The organism is Clostridium pasteurianum, assembly GCF_001705235.1.
Lineage (GTDB): Bacteria > Bacillota > Clostridia > Clostridiales > Clostridiaceae > Clostridium_S > Clostridium_S pasteurianum_A.
Genome location: NZ_MCGV01000001.1, coordinates 3187266 through 3211914 on the forward strand (window position 1 = coordinate 3187266; position 24649 = coordinate 3211914).

At 28.1% G+C, this 24649-nt stretch carries 18 protein-coding genes; 17 read left to right on the plus strand and 1 reads right to left on the minus strand.

Annotated elements, in window-relative coordinates:
* Positions 1-8 precede the first annotated feature (8 nt).
* The 11 genes from BEE63_RS14365 (at position 9) to BEE63_RS14410 (ending at position 16441) form a co-directional block, all read left to right on the plus strand.
* On the plus strand, positions 9-2000 hold the full coding sequence (locus tag BEE63_RS14365) for an FAD-dependent oxidoreductase (protein WP_066022044.1): 1992 nt from the start codon (positions 9-11) through the stop codon (positions 1998-2000).
* 285 nt (positions 2001-2285) lie between these two features.
* Positions 2286-4505: an SF1B family DNA helicase RecD2 gene (gene recD2 / locus BEE63_RS14370; RefSeq protein ID WP_066022045.1), complete on the plus strand. Its 2220-nt coding sequence runs from the start codon at positions 2286-2288 to the stop codon at positions 4503-4505.
* A gap of 6 nt (positions 4506-4511) precedes the next feature.
* The gene (locus BEE63_RS14375) at positions 4512-5516 is read left to right on the plus strand and encodes a hypothetical protein (protein WP_066022046.1); all 1005 of its coding nucleotides are present in this window, start codon (positions 4512-4514) and stop codon (positions 5514-5516) included.
* A complete protein-coding gene (locus tag BEE63_RS14380; protein WP_066022047.1) occupies positions 5489-6169 on the plus strand; it encodes a ComF family protein in 681 nt (226 codons plus the stop codon). Before BEE63_RS14375 ends, BEE63_RS14380 begins: the two co-directional genes overlap by 28 nt.
* Positions 6170-6708: 539 nt before the next feature.
* On the plus strand, positions 6709-8124 hold the full coding sequence (locus BEE63_RS14385) for a S8 family serine peptidase (RefSeq protein ID WP_066022048.1): 1416 nt from the start codon (positions 6709-6711) through the stop codon (positions 8122-8124).
* Positions 8125-8492: 368 nt separating this feature from the next.
* On the plus strand, positions 8493-8666 hold the full coding sequence (locus tag BEE63_RS21750) for a hypothetical protein (RefSeq protein WP_157797115.1): 174 nt from the start codon (positions 8493-8495) through the stop codon (positions 8664-8666).
* Between the two features lie 77 nt (positions 8667-8743).
* Entirely contained in the window at positions 8744-11710 is a 2967-nt protein-coding gene (locus tag BEE63_RS14390) for a type 2 lanthipeptide synthetase LanM family protein (protein ID WP_066022049.1), read from the plus strand.
* Positions 11711-11752: 42 nt separating this feature from the next.
* Positions 11753-12472: a flavodoxin family protein gene (locus BEE63_RS14395; protein WP_066022050.1), complete on the plus strand. Its 720-nt coding sequence runs from the start codon at positions 11753-11755 to the stop codon at positions 12470-12472.
* 27 nt (positions 12473-12499) lie between these two features.
* A complete protein-coding gene (locus BEE63_RS14400) occupies positions 12500-13264 on the plus strand; it encodes an ABC transporter ATP-binding protein (RefSeq protein WP_066022051.1) in 765 nt (254 codons plus the stop codon).
* Positions 13215-14789: a hypothetical protein gene (locus tag BEE63_RS14405; RefSeq protein WP_139111565.1), complete on the plus strand. Its 1575-nt coding sequence runs from the start codon at positions 13215-13217 to the stop codon at positions 14787-14789. Before BEE63_RS14400 ends, BEE63_RS14405 begins: the two co-directional genes overlap by 50 nt.
* An 11-nt stretch (positions 14790-14800) precedes the next feature.
* Positions 14801-16441 carry an ABC transporter ATP-binding protein gene (locus tag BEE63_RS14410; RefSeq protein WP_066022053.1) on the plus strand — a complete coding sequence of 547 codons (1641 nt, stop codon included), beginning with the start codon at positions 14801-14803 and terminating at the stop codon, positions 16439-16441.
* Positions 16442-16609: 168 nt separating this feature from the next.
* On the opposite strand, the gene BEE63_RS14415 is transcribed toward BEE63_RS14410, so the two are convergent.
* Entirely contained in the window at positions 16610-17029 is a 420-nt protein-coding gene (locus BEE63_RS14415; RefSeq protein ID WP_066022054.1) for a hypothetical protein, read from the minus strand.
* A gap of 494 nt (positions 17030-17523) precedes the next feature.
* Between BEE63_RS14415 and BEE63_RS14420 the strand changes: the two genes are divergently transcribed.
* From BEE63_RS14420 to uxaC, 6 genes are all read left to right on the plus strand, one after another.
* Entirely contained in the window at positions 17524-18276 is a 753-nt protein-coding gene (locus BEE63_RS14420; protein ID WP_066022055.1) for an alpha/beta hydrolase family protein, read from the plus strand.
* Between the two features lie 271 nt (positions 18277-18547).
* Entirely contained in the window at positions 18548-19243 is a 696-nt protein-coding gene (locus tag BEE63_RS14425) for a GntR family transcriptional regulator (protein WP_066022056.1), read from the plus strand.
* Positions 19244-19531: 288 nt separating this feature from the next.
* The gene (gene uxuA, locus BEE63_RS14430; protein WP_066022057.1) at positions 19532-20575 is read left to right on the plus strand and encodes a mannonate dehydratase; all 1044 of its coding nucleotides are present in this window, start codon (positions 19532-19534) and stop codon (positions 20573-20575) included.
* 21 nt (positions 20576-20596) lie between these two features.
* Positions 20597-21454: an SDR family oxidoreductase gene (locus BEE63_RS14435; RefSeq protein ID WP_066022058.1), complete on the plus strand. Its 858-nt coding sequence runs from the start codon at positions 20597-20599 to the stop codon at positions 21452-21454.
* Between the two features lie 380 nt (positions 21455-21834).
* Positions 21835-23205: a glycoside-pentoside-hexuronide (GPH):cation symporter gene (locus tag BEE63_RS14440; protein WP_066022059.1), complete on the plus strand. Its 1371-nt coding sequence runs from the start codon at positions 21835-21837 to the stop codon at positions 23203-23205.
* Between the two features lie 38 nt (positions 23206-23243).
* Positions 23244-24647 carry a glucuronate isomerase gene (uxaC, locus tag BEE63_RS14445; protein ID WP_066022060.1) on the plus strand — a complete coding sequence of 468 codons (1404 nt, stop codon included), beginning with the start codon at positions 23244-23246 and terminating at the stop codon, positions 24645-24647.
* Positions 24648-24649: the final 2 nt, after the last annotated feature.

Genomic DNA, 24649 nt, shown 5'->3' on the forward strand with positions numbered 1-24649 from the left:
GAAACCACATGAAATATAAAAACCTATTTACTCCAATTAAAATTGGATCTGTTACTATAAAGAATCGTTTTGCATTGGCACCTATGGGACCACTTGGGCTAGCAGATGCGGAAGGCGGCTTTAATCAAAGAGGAATTGATTATTACACCGCTCGTGCAAAAGGTGGAACTGGTTTAATTATAACAGGTGTTACTTTTGTAGAAAATACAATAGAAGAACATGGTATGCCAAACTGTCCATGCTCTACGCATAATCCTGTACAATTTATACGTACAGCCCGTGAAATGACGGAACGTATACATGCTTATGATGCTAAGGTGTTTTTACAAATGTCAGGTGGATTTGGACGTGTTACTATACCTACCAATCTTGGTGAATTTCCACCGGTTGCTCCGTCACCAATTCAGCATCGTTGGTTAGACAAGACCTGTCGTGAGCTTACAATTAATGAAATTCAGAAAATTGTGAAAGCATTTGGAGATGGTGCGTTTAATGCAAAACGTGCAGGATTTGACGGTGTTCAGATTCATGCAGTTCACGAGGGATATTTAATTGATCAATTCGCAATTGCATTGTTTAATAATCGTACAGATGAATATGGTGGTAGCCTTGAAAATCGTTTGCGTTTTGCTAAAGAAATTGTAGAAGAAATTAAGAGACGTTGTGGGAATGAGTTTCCAGTAACATTGCGTTATAGTCCTAAAAGCTTTATTAAAGAATTACGAGATGGTGCACTTCCAGGAGAGGAATTTGAAGAAAAAGGACGTGATATTGAGGAAGGTATTGAAGCAGCTAAATTACTTGTAAATTATGGCTACGATGCCCTTGATGTGGATGTTGGATCTTATGATGCATGGTTCTGGAGCCATCCGCCAATGTATCAGAAAAAAGGTCTTTATATACCATATGCTAAATTAATGAAAAAGACTGTTGATGTACCTATTATTTGTGCAGGCCGTATGGATAATCCGGATACAGCACTTTCTGCTTTAGAAGACGGTGCTTGTGATATGGTTTCGCTTGGAAGACCACTGCTTGCTGATCCTGATTATGTTAATAAGCTGCGTTGTGGTAAAGTAGAAGAAATTAGACCATGCATTTCATGCCAAGAAGGGTGCATGGGACGTATTCAGGAATACTCTGCTTTAAATTGTGCTGTAAATCCTCAAGCTTGTCGTGAAAGATATACAGCATTAACACCAATTATTAAGAGTAAAAGGGTTGTGATTGTTGGAGGAGGAGTTGCAGGATGTGAAGCAGCGCGAGTATTATCACTCCGTGGACACAGACCAGAAATTTATGAAGCAGGGAATTGTCTTGGGGGAAATTTGATTCCAGGTGGTGCACCAGACTTTAAAGAGGATGATATTGCATTAGCAGACTGGTATACACATCAGTTGGAGCTTTTAAAGGTTCCGGTTCATTTGAATACTAGGATTGATGATGAAATGATTAAAAGTATTAAGGCGGATGTAGTAGTAATTGCTACAGGTTCTACACCAAAGATATTTAAAATGGGAGACGATAGTAAAGTATATACAGCTGCAGATGTTCTTACGGGAGTTAAAGAATGTGGCAACACAAATGTTATTATTGGGGGTGGTCTTGTTGGCTGCGAAACAGCATTATGGTTAGCGCAGAAGGGAAAGAAAGTAATAATTGTAGAAGCACTTCACAAGTTACTTGCTGTAAATGGACCACTTTGCCATGCAAACAGTGAAATGCTTGAGAAGCTTATTCCATTCAATAATATAGAAGTTATTACAAATGCTAAAGCAAAAGGATATATAAATGGTAAATTAACTATTGAATTAGCAGAGGGTGTAAGGGAAGTTTCGTGTGACAATATTATTCTTGCAGTTGGATATAAAGAAGAAAAATCTTTGTTTGAGAAACTGAAATTTGAAATTGATAATATATATATAGTAGGAGATGCAAGACGTGTAGCAAATATTATGTATGCAATATGGGATGCATATGAAGTTGCTAATAATATTTAATTATATAAATTAAATATTTATATACATACATAGAGCTGAGTAAATTGAGTCTATGTATGTTCTTTTTTTATTTATTGGAATCACTTGCAGGAAGTGTTTTACAAGAATTAAAAATCAAAAATGGGATACATAATTAAAATGTATCTCTTTTTTTTTGTTGGTTTTAATATATAATTGTATTGAGAGACTATGTTTAAAGATGATTAAGGAAGCTTTGCTTTAAATGAGTGTAAAAAACTTATAGAAACAAGGCCTAGTGAATAAATTAGTGAGGAGAAATTTTGTATGGCAGAGCTTCGTTGTGTAATTGAATCCATTGTATTTAAAAATGAAGAAAATGGATATGTAGTTGCAAATGCTAAATCCGAGGATGCAAATAAAATAACCATTGTGGGATGTATACCTTATGTTATGGAAGGGCAATCATTAAAAGTTTTTGGAGAATGGAGTGTTCATCCTCAATTTGGAAAACAATTTAAAATTAATCACTGTGAAGAGGTTTTACCAAATTCATTACTGGGAATAGAAAAATATTTAGCATCGGGAATTATTTATGGAATAGGACCTGTAACAGCAAAAAAAATAGTTGAAAAATTTGGAGAGCAAACTCTTGAAATATTAGATAGCGATATATATAGACTAAGTGAAATAGAGGGAATAGGTAAAAAGAAAATAGATAAAATATATGAATCATATACAGCACAAAGAGAAGTTAGAAATATAATGATTTTTTTACAGAATTACGGTGTTACGCCAAAGCAGTGTGTAAAAATATATAATCATTATAAAGCTAAAGCTATAGAGGTTGTACGTGAAAATCCATATATATTAGTAGAAGAGATATCTGGAATAGGCTTTAAAACAGCAGATAAAATAGCTAGAAGCCTTGGAATAAAGGGAGATTCGCCATTTAGAATTGAAAGTGGAGTATGCTATGTTATAAATGAATTCTGTGCTTCAGGCAATACATATATGCCAATGGATAAACTAATAAAAAGTTCAGTAAATATTCTTAATGTAAAAAAGGAAGATGTTGAAAAGGCAATATATGAATGTACACTTTCTCAAAAAATAAAGGTTGAAATTATAGATGGCAAAAATTGCGCATTTACAATGGAATATTATTATTGCGAAATAGGGGTTACTAGAAAAATAATAAGTCTTGCATATGACAATTATGAGGATTTAAGTGATGATGTAGATGAGAAAATTACTAAATTTGAAAATGAAAATGAAATAAAGTTTGCACCATCACAAAGAGAAGCTATTGAAGGTGCTTTTTGTAGTGGCATAGAAGTAATAACCGGTGGTCCAGGTACAGGTAAAACTACTATAATAAGATGTATAACAAATATATTCGAAGAACTAAATATGAAGGTATTTATGGCGGCACCAACAGGAAGAGCTGCAAAAAGAATGTCAGAATCTACTGGGCGTGAAGCTAGAACGATTCATAGAATGCTTGACATTGGATTTGATGATGATGTATTTTTTGATAGTGCAAATGAGAGTACACTTCAATGTGATGTTATAATAATTGATGAGGCATCAATGATTGATATAGCTTTGATGAACAACCTGTTAAAAGCAATAGGTATGGGAACTAGACTTATTATCGTTGGAGATGTAGATCAGCTTCCGTCAGTTGGACCTGGAAATGTTTTAAGGGATATAATTGAAAGTAAGTGTGTAAAGGTTGTTAGACTAAAAGAAATTTTCAGGCAAGCAAAGGAAAGCATGATTATAGTAAATGCTCATAGAATAAATAGCGGTGAAATGCCTTTTATAAATAAAAAGGGAAAAGATTTTTATTTTATAAAAGAAGATAATGCAGAAGCAATAACTAATACTATTATAGGTTTGGTACATACAAGGCTTCCACACTTCAACAGTAAATGGGAAGCAAAAAGAGACATACAAGTGCTTTCTCCAATGAAAAAGGGGATAGCTGGAGTTATGAATTTAAATGTTAATCTTCAAAATATTCTCAATCCACATAGCAAAAGTAAAAACGAAATAAAGTTTAGAGAAAATATTTTTAGAGTTGGGGATAAAGTTATGCAAATTAAGAATAACTATATGCTCAAGTGGAACAGAATTGCTGGAGAGGGAGATAATGCTGGAGAAGGCGTATTTAATGGTGATATAGGTTTTATAAGTGATATAGACGAGGATAATAATGTAGTAGTTGTTTTTGATAATGAGAAAGAAGTTGTATACGAGAGAATTAATTTAGATGAGCTGGAACTAGCGTACGCAATAACTATTCACAAAAGTCAGGGAAGTGAGTTTCCAGTTGTTATAATTCCATTAACTATGGGTCCACCACTTTTAATGAATAGAAATCTTTTGTATACTGGTATTACAAGGGCAAAACAACTTGTAGTTTTAGTTGGATTCCCTAAAGCAATTAAATTTATGATAGATAATGATAAAAGTTTTGAGAGATATTCAGGACTTAAATGGAGAATAGAGGATATAATAAAAGAAGAGAGTGGTGAGTAGCATATAATGGAAAAAGTAAATATGAAGATTAGAGAAGAATACGGAAAAATATCTCAAACTCTTTTAAAATTACTTAATGGAAAAGAAAAGTATATAAGTGTGAATTCGCCCCCATATAATACAGCAGAAATTTTTGTTGACGCTATAATTGATTATATTAATACAGGTAGAAGTGTACTATACATAACTGATGAAGAAGAAAGCGAAGTTCAAATAATAAAACTTATAAAGAAAAGTGGATTTAAGCATTATGTATATTATAGGGGTAAAAAGCTGTATTCTAATTCTAGTTTTATAGTATGCAATTATAATAATGCTTTTGAAATAGAAAATGATTTTAATCTCGTAATTTATGATGATATAAGAAGTTTTCCGACACATAATAGGTTAGAGATAAGGGAGCTACTTAGAAGGTTTGAATTGCATTCTTGCAAGTTTGTAGCGTATTCGGTTGACTCAATATTTGATAGGGGAAGAGAAATAAATATACCTATAAATTATGATGGAATGCCAATTGTTGAGCCTAGAATTATACTTACAAGAATTGATATAAATAATGATATGCCATTTGTTGTTTATGATTATTTAAAGTGGTCTTTGAGTACAAGGAGAAGCACTATAATCCCTGTTAAGGATGAAGAGAGAATGAACAGTTTTTTTCAATATTTAACTAATTATAAACTAGGATTTAAAGGAGAGGTGCTCCAGCATTTAAGTGGTGATAAAATTGTATTAAAAGATATAAAAGAGTCAATAATTATAACAGATAGATTTGATGAAGTATGTAAGCCTGAAAGTGATGTAAACATAATGGTATATTTTAATGAGGATAATAGATTTAGTTTTAAATCTCTTGTATATTTTTGTGGAAGAACTGGTAACAATGAAATTTCTAGGAGAGGAGAAGTTATATTTATAGCCAATAAGGAGACTGAAATTATGGAAAAGGCTAAAAGTATAACGAGAAATTTTAATAAGATGGCATGGGAGAAAGGATTATTAACTATTTAAAATATATATTTAATGCTGTAATAAGTGTAATATATTTTAATGATGGTAAATGTGCGGTATGTAAAACTGAAACATACGATGATAAAAATCTTTGTATAGATTGTTTTAATAAAATAAAATTTTGCTATGATAGTTCTTTTATTGAGAAAAGTAAAATCTCATTTGAGGTATATTGCCTTGCATATTATTCTAGTGTTATAAGAGAAATGATAATAAGACTTAAGTACAGAAAGGATTTTATGTGTGGCGAGGTTCTGGCAGGATTAATGTATGATGTGATTCAAAGAAATGCCATACAATTTGATGAAATTAGTTTTGTGCCCATGATTAAAGAGGATTTAGCTAGAAGAGGATTTAACCAAAGCAAATTTTTAGCTATGAAAATCTGTGAAAAATGCAATAAACCATTGAGTGATTATATAAAAAAGTGTGTTAAAACTAAGGATCAAATAGGACTTACAGATGAAATGAGATGGAATAATTTGCAGAAAACATTTGCCTTTGCGGGAAAAAATAAAATAGAAAATAAAATTATACTACTTATAGATGATGTTTTTACTACAGGAGCTACAAGCTTTTTTTGCTCAAGGGAACTTATAAATAATGGGGCAAAAAAAGTTATAGTCTTGACTGCTGCAAAAAGTAGTATATAATATTAATATATATTGAGTTAGGTTTGTGGTTGAAAGTCGATGCCAGTCGCAGGCAAAGCGATCCACGTAAGTTAAACAAAGTTTTAATGAGCATGGTGCGGTTTAGAAGTAAGTCCTGCCGCTTTTAAGCGAGAGTATTAGTAGTGAGAGGATAATTCCGGGTAGCGAAACTTCCAGCAGGCGAGTGTGGGGTCAAAGACCAGGTCAACTAACTTAATATGATTTATTAAAAAAGCATTACATAAAGAATTGGTGTATAAGGATAGTAGAGACATTTTTAGTCTTTGCTATTTTTTTATTTGGCAACAATTATTTAGGTTAATATACTAGCAAACTGTGTATAGGCAAATTATGCTTATATGCAGTTTTTTTATACAAAAAATTAAATGTGAAGGTTGAAGTTATAAAACTTTATAAGTATCCAATAATTTTAAAGCACTATTACATTTATTGTATATTTATGATATAATTTAAAATAATGAAAATTATATCATAAAAAGTAAAACAAAAATATTAAAAAAGGGGGAAAAAGCAATTAAATGAAGAAAAGGCATATATTTTTATTTATCAATCTTATATTGTTAGTATTTTTACCTACTAACATACGCGCTTTTGCACAAAAGATTTCTACAGGCAATATAAATTTAATAATAACATATAACAATAATACTATTGATCCTAATGTGGAAAAACTAATAACAGACCTAGGGGGGCAAGTTACTTCTAAAATTCCAGAGTTAGGTACTTCAGAAGTTAAGTGTTCTCCTGAATGTATAGAAAAAATTAAAAGTTATGCAACTGTAGAAAGTATATCTCCCAATCCTGTAATAAAGATTCATGAATTAAAAGTCATACCTTTTAATGAATCAGGTAAAATTGATAATACTGATGAAGCAGACTTATTTAATTATTATCAATGGGATATTAAAGAAGTGACTGATAATGGCAAAAGTTTTTTAGAAGAGTCAGGAAATCATAATGTAGTTGTTGGAATACTAGATACAGGAGTAAATACAACTCATCCAGATTTGAAAAAAAATTTTTTGGGTGGTAAAAACTTCGTACCTAAAAATTTTGAAAATGATTCAACTGAAACAGGAGATACTAATGATATAGAAGATAGAGTTGGTCATGGTACACTTGTTGCAGGTACAATAGCTGGCAATGGAAGAATTAAGGGTGTAGCACCTAATACAGGTTTTAAATCTTATCGTATTTTTAATAAAGATAATGATACTACGGATTCAATAGCAGCTTCTGCTATAGTTAATGCAGTAAATGATAATGTTAAGGTTCTTAATTTAAGTTTTGGCGGATTCTTTATAAAGGGTAAGTGCATATTTAAGGATCCCAAGACACAAAAAATATACAACTTCAAAGGTAATAATGCATCATGTTTGTTATATAAAAAAGCTATAAGATATGCTGAAAAACATGGTGTTACTGTAGTTGCCAGTGTAGGGAATGAAGGTATTGATTGTTCAAAGTCGCAAAACATAGTGAACTATGTAAACAATGAATTTAAAGATCAAGGATTAAAATATGCAGGAGAAGGCATTGAGCTTCCAGGGGAAGCAAAAAATGTAATTACAGTATCAGCATCTAAAAGAGATGATACTATTGCAAGTTACTCTAATTATGGACAAAATGTTATAGATATAGCCGCTCCAGGTGGTGAATTAGTTGACATTAATAATATTAATAATCCTCAAAATATTTATAACTTATGCCTTAGTTCATATTTAAATAATTCATATTTTTTTACAGAGGGAACATCTTTAGCGGCACCTAAAGTGTCTGCCGTTGCTGCTCTTATTATAAGTAAGTATGGAAATATTAAACCTAAAGAAGTAGCAAAAATAATATATAAATCTGCTGTGTCAATTAATACCCAAAATTCTAGAGAATATTTTGGACATGGAGTAATTAATGCTTATAATGCACTGGCTAAATAAAATTAGTGATGTTCTTGCAATAGAAATGTTATTATTAATAGTTATTTTTGATAATATAGTAACAAAATCAATCCTTTAATATGCAATTTCATAATGCTCACAATATTTTACAAATAAATTACCATAAAGATACTAATATTAACTTTAATTACATAAATTTATTAATATTGAATTTATGTAATATTATGTTATAATAAAAATGAATTTAAGTTATTAATGTTTTTAACATACAGTTCACATTAAAGGACAAGCTAAGACTAAGATTAAAAAAATTGAAATATTACCTTAAATTTATTTTGAGGATAATATATAGACTATATAGTTTAAAAATTCTAGAATTACAAAAATAAAAATTAGGAGGAATTATTATGTTAAATGAAGATGCTTTAAAAATGGTAGGACCAACTTTTGAAGAAGTAGGAGGTAAAAATAAAGGAGCTGTAACTCCAAATTCTGCTGTTGCAGTTAGCTTAAGTTTATCACTAGCATATTCACCAGTAGTAGTAGCATCGGTATATGCTACTACACATAGACATAAATAATAGTTATCTATTTAAAAAACCACCTATAATAAAATTATAGGTGATTTTTAAATATAAACAATGGGAGGAGGAATAAAATGGAATTAAACTTAGCTAAAACATTAACAAATGAGCAAAAAATAGACATCTATAAAGGGAATTTATTAAAAGAAAAACAAGTAAATGAAGTAATAAATGATTGGATTAAAAATGATAATTTATTAAGTTATAATAACTTGTTAAAAAAATTATCAATAGAAGGTATTAATTTACAAGAATTTGCAAGCGTGTTAAATAAAAATAATATAAGTATAGATTATAAAAAAATAAGTTCTACTAAATGGTATGAACTATATAAAAATATAATTCAACAATATTCTAAAAGTGATAATTTTAATTTCTATAATGAAGAATCTATAATGTATTTTTTGAATATTATGATATATTGGTGTAAAGTTCAAATGATGCAGCAAATATCTAAGTATAATAATATTAAGATCCATCAAGATATAGTTAATATAGTGCTAAATAGTATCGGAACAAATTTATTCAATGTTGCTAGTAAAACTGTAATTTATGAATACTATAATCAAGAAGAAAAAAATTTTAGGGACTATAATTTAAGTAATTTTAAAAATATAAAAGGTATAGAAAATTTTTTTAGTAAATATCCAGTAATAGCAAAACGATTAGTTACAAAGGTAAAATATTTGTTAGAAAACTATTTAAGTTCTTTTAATAGAATAGATAGAGATTTTGAAATTATAGAGTCAACTCTAGGTATAGAAATAGGAAATATAATAACCAATATAGAAGGTAATATGGGAGATACTCATGAAAAGGGAAAATTTGTAATTCAATACGAATTTAATAACAAAACAAAATTTGTGTATAAGCCTAAAAAACTTGCTATGGCAAAAGCTTTTTATAAAATTGTTGCATGGATAAATAAGAAAAGTGATTGTGAAAAATTTAAAATCCCTAAAAATTATTATAATGAAGAATATACAATAGAAGAATACATTGAATCAAAGACTTGTGAAACAGAACAAGAAATTAAAAGATATTATAAACGATTAGGTCAATTTTTAGGAATAGTATATCAGTTAAATGGAAATGATTTTCATTATGAGAATGTTATAGCAAATGGAGAATTCCCATATTTAATAGATTTAGAAACTATTTTTACACAGCCAATACCTTTAAATAAAAGAGATATATTTGATTATTATAGTATAATTAAAAATCAAGATTCAATTATTAATACATGTTTTTTACCATCAAATACAGGACTTGCTGATGAAAAAGGTAAAGGTATTGATATAAGTGCATTATCTAATAAAAAGCAAAAATTACCTTATAAGATTTTAAGTTTAGTGGGAGATATAGATAACCCCAAATTTGAATATATTGATTTTGAAGTAGGAACGAAAAATAATATACCTTTATTAAATGGCGAAAAAGTAAATTATGAAAATTATAAAAGTTGTATAGAAGAAGGTTTTACAGAGATAAGTAAATTTATTATTGAAAACAAATTTGAATTTTTGAAACAATTAAACATGTTTCAAGGTATAAGTGTAAGGCAATTAATTCGCAATACAAATGATTATTTTAAAATATTAGAATATGCTAGTCATCCTAAATATACAATGGATATGGCTAGTTTAGAAAAAATGTTGTATTTTATGTGGGAATACAATTTAGATGATAAAAGATGTATAACTTCTGAAATAGAAGATTTAATAAGGGATGATATACCTTTATTTAGAACGATTACTACAAGTAAAGACTTAATAGATTCAAAAGGAAAAATAATAAAAAATTATTTTGAGAAATCAGCTTTTAATCGTGTTAAAGAAAAGATTATTAATTTTAATAAAAATGAATTAAATAAGCAATTGGATTATCTTAATATATCACTTAACAATAGTAGCAATGTTATTAATAGAAAATCAAGGATGAAAAATAACCTATATGAATTCAATAAGACGTTGTTAAAAGATGATGGCTATATAAATTCAAATATTATGTTGAATGATATAAATAGTATAATAGAAAGCTTTTTTATAAAATATAAGGATGAATGTATATGTCCTAATTTAATAAATGGTGATGTAAAATTAGACTTTGGATTTAAAAAGGGACTAATAGGAATATATTATTATTTATATATGAATAATAGTTTAGACGTAAATATTCAAAAAATAAGAAATGTATTTTCTAATGAAAAAATTATTAGTTTATCAATAAGTAATAACAAGCTACAAGATTTATTAGATCTTTTAAATATTATAGAGAGAACGTTTGATAATAACTATAATGAAGATGTTTTAACATTAAGATCCAATATTATAAAAATTTTAAATGAAGAATTAATTAACAATAAAGTAAATCTTCTAGATACAATAAAGTTTATTAAGATTATTGGAGAATTATATAAAACTAATAAATCTTATGAATTGAAAAAAACCATATTAAAACTAAAAAATAATTTGGAAATTAAGTTATTGCAAGAGGGATTAATTACTCTAAAGTATAATAGCCATATTAGTACAATCGATTTGCTGGAATGTATTGATTTAATAAAAGATATATATCCTAATGAACAGTTTAGCTTTAATTTAGATTATATAAATAAGATTAATAGTGAATATTTTGAACAAATATATAATTTAGAATCACTAAAAATGTATAGTAATGAAGAATATAGAAATATTATAAGGAGTCTAAGTATAAATTTAAACAATACCTATATAGAACGTTATAATTTAAAACAATGTGTATTTAAAGTAGTAAATGAAAATGAAATTGATGAAAATATTATATGTATACTAGATATTTTAATAAGTTGTTACACTAAGAGTGAAGATAAAGAAATAAAAAGTTTACTTGATAAAAAATTCAAACAATTAGTCCAATATTATACTATTACTAATAATTATCCAGTTGATGAGATGAATTATTTTAAAAATTTATCTATTGGAAATGGAATAAGTGGAATTGGATATGAAATATTACGATATCGAAACAATAAAATACCAGATGTACTAAATTTGTTCTAGTTAATTTTTATGTAATTAAAAAGTGTTAAGTAGGAGGTAAGTATGAAAAAAATATTAGCAGTTATAGGAAGTAGAAAGGGAGAAAATTCTTATACATATAAATTTACTAAGTTAATATTAGATAAATTAATAATTAAAGATAAAGATATAAAATATGAAATAGTTTCTCCGGATAAATATAATATAAAACCGTGTAGAGGTTGTAATAATTGCTTTTTTAAAGGATATTGTACTCAGGATGATAAAGACGATATGAATGTAATCAAAGAAAAAATGTTGAATGCTAATTTAATTATTTTAGGAAGTCCTGTTTATGCTCATAATGTAAGCGGGGATATGAAAATTTTTATAGATAGGCTTTCTTATTGGTTACATATTTTTAAGTTATCTAATAAAAAATTCGTTACAATTACAACTTCATCATCTAATGGGAATATATATGTAAATGATTATTTAAAAAAAGTATTAAGTTTTATGGGTGCTGTAGATATATTAGATATAGAAGTTACGACTATGTCTCCAAATTTATTTCATGATGATGAATTTATGCAAAATGAAGTTACAAGTTATGTTGACTTAATTTGTAATGAATTAAATAGTTCCACTTATATTTCAACAGAACTTCAAGAAAAAGAATTTAGAAATTTAAAAAATATTATATCGTTATATGACAAAGATAATGCAGAATATTTATATTGGCAAAATAGTGGATTAAAAGATTGTGAAAGTTACCAAGAATATTTGCTTAAATCAAAGTTATAAAAAATTATGAAAGGTAAACTAAAAAATATGGTTTCTCTAAAAAATGTTACGAAAAAATATAATGATTTTGTTGCAGTTAATAATCTTAATATTGAAATTAAAGATGGTAGTATTGTAGGGTTAATAGGACCTAACGGTGCAGGAAAAACTACGACAATAAGTATGATAATTGGTATTCTCGATATGTCAGAAGGGGATATTATAATAAATGGCAACTCTATAAAAGATAAGCCTATGGAAATAAAGAAACAGATTGGGTATGTATCAGATGATGAAAATCAACTACTAAGTTTAAAAGCTATAGAGTATTTGAATTTTGCAGCAGATATGTACAGAGTGCCTGAAGCTGAAAGAAAAAAGCAAATATTAAGTTTAAGTAAGAGATTTGACATACAGAATGATTTAAACACTAGAATGGACAAGTTTTCAAAGGGAATGAAGCAGAAAATAATGATAATAGCATCTTTGATTCACAGCCCTAAAGTTTGGATTTTAGATGAACCTTTTACAGGATTAGATCCAAAAACTTCATATGAATTAAAAGAATTTATGAAAGAATATGCAGGCAGGGGGAATATAATACTTTTATCGTCTCACATACTTGAGATTGTAGAAAATCTATGTGACGAAGTTATTTTGATTAAAAAGGGTAAAACATTATATTTTGGAGGCTTGAAGGAGCTAAAAGAAAAATTCAACAACATGTATAGTCTAGAAAAAATTTATATGAAGGTGTTTGAGGATGGAAAAACTAGCGAATCTAAAAGAGTTAGTCTCTCTGGTGAAAATTAAATTAATAAGTAGAAGCAATATAATTTTAGGTGAAGAAAAGCGTACAAGCAGGATAATAGATATAGTAAGCTTATTCATTATTTTTATTGCGTTAACGGAAGTATCATTGGTAAGAATATTTAATGTTTTACATTTAAGCAATAATGAAATAATGATTTTTAATTCAATTATAAACATACAATTAATTGCTACAACTCTTTTTATGTTTATAAGTATAATAAATACATTTTATTTAGCTAGTGACTGGAAACAAATGATGGTTTATCCAATCAAATCGGGAAATTTATTGCTATCTAAATGTGTTCTTTGTTATTTTTCCAGTATGCTAATTTCAATATTTGCACTGATATTTTTATTTAGTTATGGAATTTTAGCTAATGAGGATATCATTTACTATTTGCAGTTGATATTGTATGAAATTATTATAACTGCTGTTCCAACTGTATATATTGTATTAACATCCTTAACAGTATTATGGATTATATCAGTAATAAAAAGCTCAGAAAGTAAAGATAAAAAGAATAAGTGGTTAATCGTAGTTGATTTAGTAGTAATAATTTTAACATGCATACTTTTTAAATTTACATTGAATAATCATATTAAAGTTAGTACCCTGTTATTTAATATTTTCTTTAGTGGAAATCAAAGATCAGAAATATTTGTGAAATTTATATTAGCACTATTCATAATTGTGATTGGTTGTATTGGATTTTATCTAGTTGGCGGGAATGTATATTTAACAATTATGAAAAGTGGGGCGTTTAGGTCAAAAGATTCTAAGAAAATAGAATTACATTTAACGGGATATGATTTCAAATTAAGAAATCCCATTGTTTCGAATATTATACGTGATGTTAAGCTAATAATGAGAATACCAGTGCTGCGTACTAATTGTATTATGGGGAATGCTGTAATATCAGCCATTTCTGTAATTATCTTAATACTATTTAGAAAGCAGGTTGTTGGTTTTGCAAATGCCATGGGAGCTGGTGGAAAAAGTTTTTTATTAGTTTTGTGGCTTTTAAGTTTTGAACTTCTTAATTTTACGGCTGCAACATCATTTTCACGTGAAGGAAGAGCTTTAAATCAATTTAAAGTGTATCCAGTAGGAAATAAGAAAATTCTATTTTCAAAGATTTGTGTAGGTATTTTAACTAATATTTTTACGTTTATAAGCACAAATGTATTAATAGTCTTAATTTCATTAGGCTTTGTCCAGTTTATTTTGTTTGAAGCAGTCATAATTGTATATATGATAGGAATAACAATAATTCAAATTGAAAGAGATATAAATAGTATAGAATTAAAATGGATTGATATTAAAGATTTATTTCAGATTGGTGTCATTTTTAAAGTTGTAAAGCCGTACTTTATACTTACTATGTTACCAATTATATATGCTATTTTATTTTATAGGTTATTTCATATTGAATTGACAGAGTTTTTAAATTCAGTTTTTTTAATTTTAATGGTTTGTATTTATTCTATCTATAGTTTTAAAAAGATAATTAATAATATGGGATAGGGGAATTTACAATGAATATACTAAAATTTTCAAATAAATATATAAATAAACCTAAATTAATTATGTATTTACTTATGTCTTTGGTAGCTTGGAGCATATCAATGTACTTACCTTTGGTAAATGGAACTCTCATAGATTTATTAACTGGAAAGCATTTAAAATCAAGTTCATATGGTTTGTATAGTATATATGTTATTTTGTTAATTATATCAATATTGAGTGGATTAAATATAGTGTTAACATATTTTATAAATGTTTCATATGTTAAGTTATCATCAAAAACATCCTTTAAAATGAGTTATTACATATTAGATCATATAAAGAAACTGCCAATATTTTTTTTCTACAATCAAAATGCGGCATATTTAAATCAAAGGGTAAATACAGATACAACAGCAGTGTCACAGTTTGTTCTAGATGAAATAAAAAACTTAATTGTTAATATTTTATCACTAATTATAAGTTCAATTATATTAATGAGGATAAATTTAAAAATAGCCTCAGTATTAATAATTTTAATACCAATATATTTAGCGCTATATTTCTTTTTTAAAAAAAGGTTATATAAATTAAGTTATAAATATAAAGAATGTCAGAACTTATATTTTGGCGAAATTAATTCACAACTAGAAAATATAAAATTTGTCAAATTCAATTCATTATATTCTATACTTAATAAAAATTTGAAAAATAAGTTTGGTATGGTTTTTAATGCTATTGTACAGTTAACAAGAGCAAATAACATGTTTTCTAATTCAGGAATGTTGATTACAGTGCTGGCAAATGTTCTAATATTACTAATTGGAGTACAACAGATAATAAAAGGTAAGCTAACTATAGGACAATTTACTATAATTAGTACATATTTTAATACAATTATAGGTGGAATAAATTATTGTTTGTCATTCATGGAAAATTATCAAAACACTTTGGTATCTTACAATAGAATAGAAGAATTATTAAACTTACAAAGTGAAAAAAATGGAATAAAGACAATAAAAAATATAGAAAGTATTTCAGTTGAAAATTTGTTCTTTAAATATCAAGATGGAAAGAGTGTTGTGTCAAATTTAAATTGTGAATTAAAGAAAGGTTTTATTTATAGAATAGTAGGTGAAAATGGTACTGGAAAAAGTTCTTTAATTAATATTATAACGGGTTTATATAATGGGACTTATGATGGTGATATTAAATATAATGGAATAAACATATTAGATCTTAATATGTATGAAGTTAGAAAAGATTTAATTGGAATTGTTGAACAAGAACCAACTTTATTAAAAGATAGTATTGTAAATAATATAACTTATAATTTAGACAATTATGACCCTAAGTTACTAAAAACACTAGTTAATAAGATCAAATTGAATAAATTTGTTTCAAAGCTAGATGATGGTTTAAATACTAATATATCTGAAAGAAGTTGTAATATTTCTGGTGGTGAAAAGCAGAAAATAAGTATAATAAGAACTTTATTAAAAAATCCTGATGTGATTATTTTAGACGAAGCAAATTCTGCTTTAGATTATGATAGTACATATCAATTAAATTTAATATTGGAAAAAGAAAAAGAAAATAAAATAATAATATTAATATCTCACAGTAATGTTTTTGATGATATTGTAGACTTTAATATAAATTTAGAAAAATAACATAGTTTAAACTTAGACAAGATATAAAAAAATAATTTAGGATTCGTACTATTTAAATCAAAATACAAGAACTACTAATACAGGGATAAAAGTCATGAAAAAGATTCACCACTGTAATAAGTAGTTGCTTTAAAATAGTCAATCCTAAAGAGTTTTAATAAGTTCTATTTAATTTTCTTTATATATTCCAAAGCCAGTTATAATAAGTGTATTCCAATCAGTTTCTTCGCTGGAAGTCCAATTATATTCAATATTAAGTTCTTTTAACCAGGCATTAAGACCACTGCTCTTTTTACTTACATTTGGTGATTTTCTTCCGAAAATTTCTCTTATGGATTCAAGCAATTCTACTTGTTCTTCTTTTCCTAATTCTTTATTTAGCATTTTTTCTATAACTTCACGACATTCTGAATAACATTTATAATCTTCTGAATATATTTCATTGGCTAATAATTGTCTTTTGTTATTTAAAGTATCCCGTACAGTATTTATTTCTTCTACATTTGATAAATACTTTTTAGCGATATTAAGAGCAGCAATATCAGTATCCAGTTTAACTATTGATTTCTCTAATTGTTCATTTCGCATTTTAATATCCTCACTTTATATTTTTTATTTAATAATGATTTAGTGACAGTAAACAATTATATCATTAAAGTAGATATCATACAAAGTTTTAATAGAAATGAATTTTACTGAAAAATAATTTTTGTGCATTTATTTAAGTTAGAGAAAATTTATAAGAATAATTAATGTTTTTTTATTATTAGGTAAACGTTACCATTGAGCTTTTACGTATATATGCAGTATAATAAAATAAAAATAATTTATTAAGAAAATAAAGCCATTTTAGTGAAAAGTAAAGGGAGGGGAGATGTGAGAACATAATAAATGGAATAATCTTAAAAGTGAATATTTTATCAAGCGCACTGTAAAAGTTGTGTTTAATAAACCTATGTTATGTATAAGCTCAGAAAATATTTTTGCCTAGAATATAACCTATTTATTTCAATAATTAAAATACTAACAGTCGATGATTATAAATTTAGTAAGAAGAATTTATATTAAGGAGTAGATGGAGTATGGAAATTGTAAAAATCAAACGGGCAGGTTTAAACTTAGTAGGAACACTTGAAAAGCCTGAGCTTAAAGAAGGAGAAAAATGCCCTCTTGTTATTATTATGCATGGTATTACTGAAGAACGTCAAAAACCCATTCCTTTAAGTATGGCAGAGGAACTTCTTAAACATAGCATTGCATCAGTGCGATTTGATTTTAATGGACATGGAGAAAGTGAAGGAAGTTTTGAAGATATGACTGTAATGAATGAACTGGAGGATGCTAGAGAAATATTACGTTATGCTAAAAGCCTTGATTTTGCAGAAAGCATTAGTATATTTGGACATTCACAGGGAGGGGTAGTTGCAGGCATGATTGCAGGTTGTTATCAGAATGATATTAGCTGTATTGTGCAGATGTCTCCAGCTGCAACTTTAAAGGATGATGCTATAATTGGTACAATAATGGGTATGCAATATGATCCTAATAATATACCTGAATATATTAGCTTTTGGGACAAACGCTTAAGTAGTTTATATTTTAGTACTGCTCAATATTTGCCAATTTATGAGATGTCAGCTAGATATAAAGGACCTGTATGCCTTATTCACGGTACAGGTGATAATATTGTTAGTTGTAATGCCTCAAAAAAATACCATGAAGTATATGCTGATAGTGAATTACATTTAATTGAGGGTCAAGATCACTGGTGTACGGATGTTTTAAGTGAAGTGATCGCATTGGCGGCAGATTTTATTCTAACAAAAGTAAAATAATAAAGATTATAAATAAAAAGTAGTCAGTTTGTGTATCAGTACTGACTGCTTTTTATTTATGTACAATTTCATTAAGCAAGGTGGATTTACTATATTTGCGTATAGTTTATATAAAAAGTATTTAACTAAAATGATTTTTTGAGTATACTAGTATATGAGGATTTTAATTTTTGTTTGCTATAAGTTAATTCTTGTTATATTTTAATGCATGGCTTGATTTATGTATTAGGATGAATATGGGTTTTAATAATACTAAAAGTGAGGTACTAATATGAATTTTCTAGAAAGATTGAGTGGAGAAAATGCTAAAGAATACGCATATAGAGTTTTAAAAGATAATATTATGTCATTAGAACTTAAGCCAGGTCAAAATATTAATGAATCGGAACTGGCAGAACAATTAAATATTTCGAGAACACCAATAAGAGAGATATTGATGAAATTAAAAGAGGAACATCTTATAGAGGTAAAACCACAGATAGGTACATATGTTTCTTTGTTAGAAGAGGATCTTATTGAAGAAGCGTTTTTTATGAGATATCATTTGGAGAAAGAAGTATTAAAGCTTGCATGCAATAAATTTCCCGAAGATAAATTAGAAGAATTAGAAAAAAGTTTAATGCAGCAAAATTTTATTCTTGGAAAGCAAAATAAAATACTTGAATTTCATCGTTTAGATATTGAATTCCATGGAATAATATTTTCTGGTGTTAATCTTCAAGAAGTGTGGAAAGGAATATTGAGGATAAGCACTCATTATAACAGGATGAGATTATTATCAGAACTAAAACATTTTAGTGAATCTTTAGTTAAGCAGCATGAAGAGTTTATTAATGTTATAAGAAGTAAAGATATAGATGCAATTGAACCATTGCTATTTAAACATTTTAAAGAGCCTAAAAAATATTGGAATATGCTTTTTGATAGTAATTCTCAATATAAAGATTATTTTAGAGAAAAGAAATAAAGAGTGTATGGATTTATGAAATACTATATGTTGTACAAATGAGTTGATTAATTATTATTTATACAGTATATAGTATTCTATTATTTTAATGTACAAATGTTAGATATTTTTTCATAAAGCATTGACACTTGTATACAAGTATGATAGTATACAAGTATATTAGGATGCAAATTTAAATATACATTAAGTAAATGATTACACTATAGGTTATAATTTTTTTTAATGCTAATGTAATCGTTAAGAATTATTAATAATTTATATAGGAGAAATGAAAGGAGAAATGATACCATGCAGATGACTTTTAGGTGGTATGGTGATGATGACAAAGTTACCTTAGATCATATACGTCAGATACCAGGAGTAACTGGAATTGTGTCAGCTATTTATGATGTGCCTGTAGGTGAAGTGTGGCCAATGGAAAAAATTTTAGCTTTAAAGAAAAAAATTGAAGCTAAAGGATTAAAACTTGAAACAATTGAAAGTGTTCCTGTTCATGAAGATATAAAAATGGGACTTCCATCAAGGGATAAATATATAGCTAACTATTGTGAGACTCTCAGAAACTTAGGGAAAGCAGGTATAAAAGTAGTTTGTTATAATTTCATGCCTGTGTTTGATTGGACAAGATCTGAGTTAGCACATGAACTTAAAGATGGTTCAAATGCACTGATTTATAAACATGAAACTGTATTAAAAATGGACCCATTAAATGGTGAGTTATCACTTCCTGGTTGGGATTCAAGCTATACGAAAGAAGAAATGAAGGGATTACTTGAAAAATACAAAAAGGTTTCAGAAGAAGATTTATGGAATAATTTGAAGTATTTTCTTGATCACATTATTGCTGTAGCTGATGAGGTTTCAATTAAAATGGCAATACATCCGGATGATCCACCTTGGTCAATTTTTGGACTTCCAAGAATAATAACAAATAAAGAAAATCTTGATAGACTTGTGAATTTAGTTGACAGCCCCAATAATGGCATAACTTTATGTTCTGGATCACTTGGTGCTGATCCTAATAATGATATACCGGAAATGATTCGTTATTTCGGAGCAAAAGGGAGAATACATTTTGGTCACTGTAGAAATGTTAAAATCACAGGAAAGAAATGTTTTGAAGAAGCAGCACATAGGAGCGAAGATGGTTCTTTAGATATGTTTGAAATCATTAAAGCTTATCATGATATAGGCTTCGATGGTCCTATGAGACCAGATCATGGAAGAATGATTTGGGGAGAAACTGGAAGACCAGGATATGGACTTTACGATAGGGCATTAGGTGCTACTTATATAAACGGAATATGGGAAGCTTTAGAAAAAAATAAATAAATTTTTTAGGAGGTTCTGATTATGAGTTTACCATTTGAAATTGATTTAAAAAATAAAGTTGTAGTAGTTACAGGAGGCGGCGGAGTAATTTGTAGTGGTTTTGCAAAAGCGGTAGCAGAATGTGGCGCTAAAGTTGCAATACTAGATTTGCATAAGGATGCTGCAGATAAAGTTGCAGATGAAATAAATGCTAATGGTGGAACTGCAATTGGAGTTGAGGCGAATGTACTTGATGTAGATGCTGTTAAAAGAGCAAGAAATGAAGTAACTGAAAAACTCGGAACTTGTGATATTTTAATAAATGGTGCAGGTGGTAATAATCCGAAAGGAACTACTTCTAAGGATTATTTATTTAAAGAAGACTTAGAAAATAAAGATGAAAGTATAAAAACTTTTTTTGATTTAGACCCTAAAGGAATTGAATTTGTTTTTAATCTAAACTTTTTAGGAACATTGATTCCTACTCAAACTTTTGTAAAAGACATGATAGGTAAGGAGGGAGCTGCTGTAATAAATATTTCTTCTATGAATGCATTCACACCACTTACAAGAATTCCAGCTTATAGTGGAGCTAAGGCAGCTGTTTCAAACTTTACTCAATGGCTTGCAGTACATCTTTCAAAAGTTGGCATAAGGGTAAATGCTATAGCACCAGGCTTCTTATTGACGAATCAAAATAGAGGATTACTTGTAAATGAAGATGGAAGCTATACAGAAAGAGCTAAAAAGATAATAAATGCTACTCCAATGGGACGTTATGGTGAAGTCAGAGAATTAACAGGAACTCTTCTTTGGCTTTTAAGTAATAAGGCTTCAGGATTTGTAAATGGAGTAGTTGTACCGGTTGATGGAGGATTCTCAGCTTATTCAGGTGTATAGAAAAATATAATTGTTCAATTATTAAATTATACAAAAATCAGTGGGAAGTAACAAGAGAAAGATATTTTCTTTACTAGTTCGTATTACTTATTTACTATAAAAATTGTATTTTGTGCTCGTATCTCATTATATAGAAATAATTGAGGTTCAAAATTTTAAAGTAAAATGAATATTATTTTAACTTGTTACTTGTCACTGTTTTATAAATATATTAGTCATAATATTACTTAAATTAAATGATGTAGTATAGCAGCAATATTTAGTGTATGTAAATACATAAAGTAAACGTTTATATAATAAAAGTTAAGTTCTTTAGAAAAATTATCAAATACTAAATTAGTTTACTACTAACAACATTACAAAAGGGAGGAAGAAATATTATGGAAAATAAACCAGACAAGAAATTAACTTTAAAAGAGAAAATTGGTTACGGAGCTGGAGATTTAGGAAATGGCTTTATGTTTGACTTAGGTCAAGGATATCTCTTAAAGTTCTATACTGATGTTTTAGGGGTTTCAGGAGCTATTGGTGGAAGTGTTTTTTTAGTATCAAAAATATTTGATGCTTTTGCAGATACAACAGTAGGAACTCTTGTTGATACTAGAAAAAACGTTGGTAAGAGGGGAAAATTTAGACCATTCATTTTATTTGGTACCGTACCACTTGCAATTGCTACAGTTTTATCATTCCTGGCACCTAATCTTTCAATGGGAGCAAAAATAGCATACGCATATATAACATATATGATATTTGGATTGGCATATTCTTTTGTAAACATTCCATATGGCTCATTAGCTGCTGCAATGACGCAAGATCCAGTTGAAAGAACAGAATTGGCATCATTTAGACAAGCTGGTTCAACAATAGGTGCGTTAATAACAGGAGTAGTTGTAATACCTATAACTTTAATGTTTTCAAATTCTAAAGTAGGTTATCCTGCAACTATGGCTATTATGGCAATTATAGGTGTAATGTTTCATTTGTTTTGTTATAAAAATACAAAAGAAAATATAATAGTTAATTCTCCTAAAAAGGAAAAAGTAACATTAGGTAGAATACTTAAAACTATTTTTTCAAATAAACCATTAATGCTTTTAAATGTGGTAGGTTTAATAACAATAACTTGCTACCAGTTAAAACTTGCAATGATGGTATACTACGCTCAATACAATCTTGGTAATGTAAAATTAACATCAATATTAAATTTTGTAAGCATAGGATGTTCTTTAATAGGTGTTGCAATAATGCCATTTGTTGTTAAGAAAATTGGGAAAAAGGCTACTTATATAGTTGGTTTAGCAATATGGATAGGCGCTGATTTGATAAATTATATACTTCCTTCAAGCACAGCTATATTTATGACATTTACTGCTATTGCCTACTTCGGAACTTCTTTTATGAATGGACTAAACTGGGCATTTATATCAGATGCTATTGAATATGGAGAGTGGAAAACTGGAGAAAGAACTGAAGGTATTATTTATTCAACTTATAGTTTCTGTAGAAAGCTCGCTCAAGCTTTAGCTGGCTTTATCCCAGGTATGGTTTTAACTCTTATAGGATATGTTCCTAATGCTCATCAGACAGCAGCAATATTAGGTGAATTAAAATCATTAATGCTTATAGTTCCAGCAGTTGGAGTTGGAGCAGCTCTTTTGATATTCATATTTTTCTATAAATTAACAGATGAAAAATACAAAAATATTTTATCAGAATTAAAAATAAGAAGAAGTGCTAATGCTGCAAAATAGAATTCATATAAAATAATTTAAGGAATTAGGTGATTATATTGAGAAAATTTATGGATGAAAACTTTCTATTATATAATAATACGGCAGTAAAGTTGTATAATGATTATGCAAAAGATATGCCTATAATTGATTATCATTGCCATTTAGATCCTAAAGAAATATATGAAAATAAGAAGTTTAAGAATATAACTGAAGCATGGCTTTATGGTGACCATTATAAGTGGAGGGCAATGAGAAGTAACGGTATAGAAGAAAAATTTATTACAGGGAATGCTAGCGATTATGAAAAATTTGTTGCATGGGCAAAAACAATGCCAATGGCTTTAGGAAATCCACTTTATCATTGGACACATTTAGAACTTCAGAGATTTTTCAATATATATGAGCCATTAAATGAAAAAAATGCTCCAGCTATTTGGGAGAAAGCAAATAAACTAATTAGTGGAGATGGTTTTGGAGCAAGAGATTTAATAATAAAGTCAAATGTTAAGGCAGTGTGTACAACTGATGATCCAGTAGATTCACTAGAATATCACATTAAATTAAAAGAAGACTCTACTTTTAATGTAAAGGTTTTGCCTACCTTTAGACCAGATAAGGGTCTTGATATAAACAAGCCTACATTTAAATCATGGCTTGAAAAACTGCAAAAGGTAACAGGAAAAATAATCAATAGTTATGATGAATTTTTAGAAGCTTTAGAAATGAGAGTGAGATTTTTTAATGAGGTTGGATGCAGAATATCAGATCACAGTTTAAGCAGTGTAACTTATAAAGAAGCTTCTAAAGAAGAAATAGATAGTATATTTATCAAAGCATTAAAGGGTGAAACCTTAAATATCGATGAAGAAAGTAAGTATAGAACACATACAATGCAATTTCTGGGAAAGCTTTATTGTAAATTAGGATGGGCTATGCAGCTTCATATTGGAGCAATGAGAAATAACAATACTAAAAGATTTAAAGGTTTGGGAGCAGATACTGGCTTTGATTCAATTAATGATGAGCAAATAGCATATCCAATTTCTAGATTTTTAGATTCACTTGAAGTAGAAAACTGTCTTCCTAAGGTTGTAGTTTATAATTTAAATCCAAAAGATAATCATGTACTTGGTAGTATGCTTGGTAATTTTCAGGGAAGTGAAGTTCCTGGTAAAATACAATTTGGACCAGCTTGGTGGTTCCTTGATAATAAAAAAGGAATGCTTGATCAATTAACAACTCTTGCAAATTTAAGTCTCCTGGGACGATTTATAGGTATGCTTACAGATTCCAGAAGCTTCTTATCTTATCCAAGACATGAGTATTTTAGAAGAATACTTTGCAATCTAATTGGAGAATGGGCTGAAAAGGGTGAAATACCAAATGATATAGAAGAACTAGGAAGTATTGTTAAAGGAATATCCTACAACAATGCAAAGGAGTATTTTAAAATATTATAGTT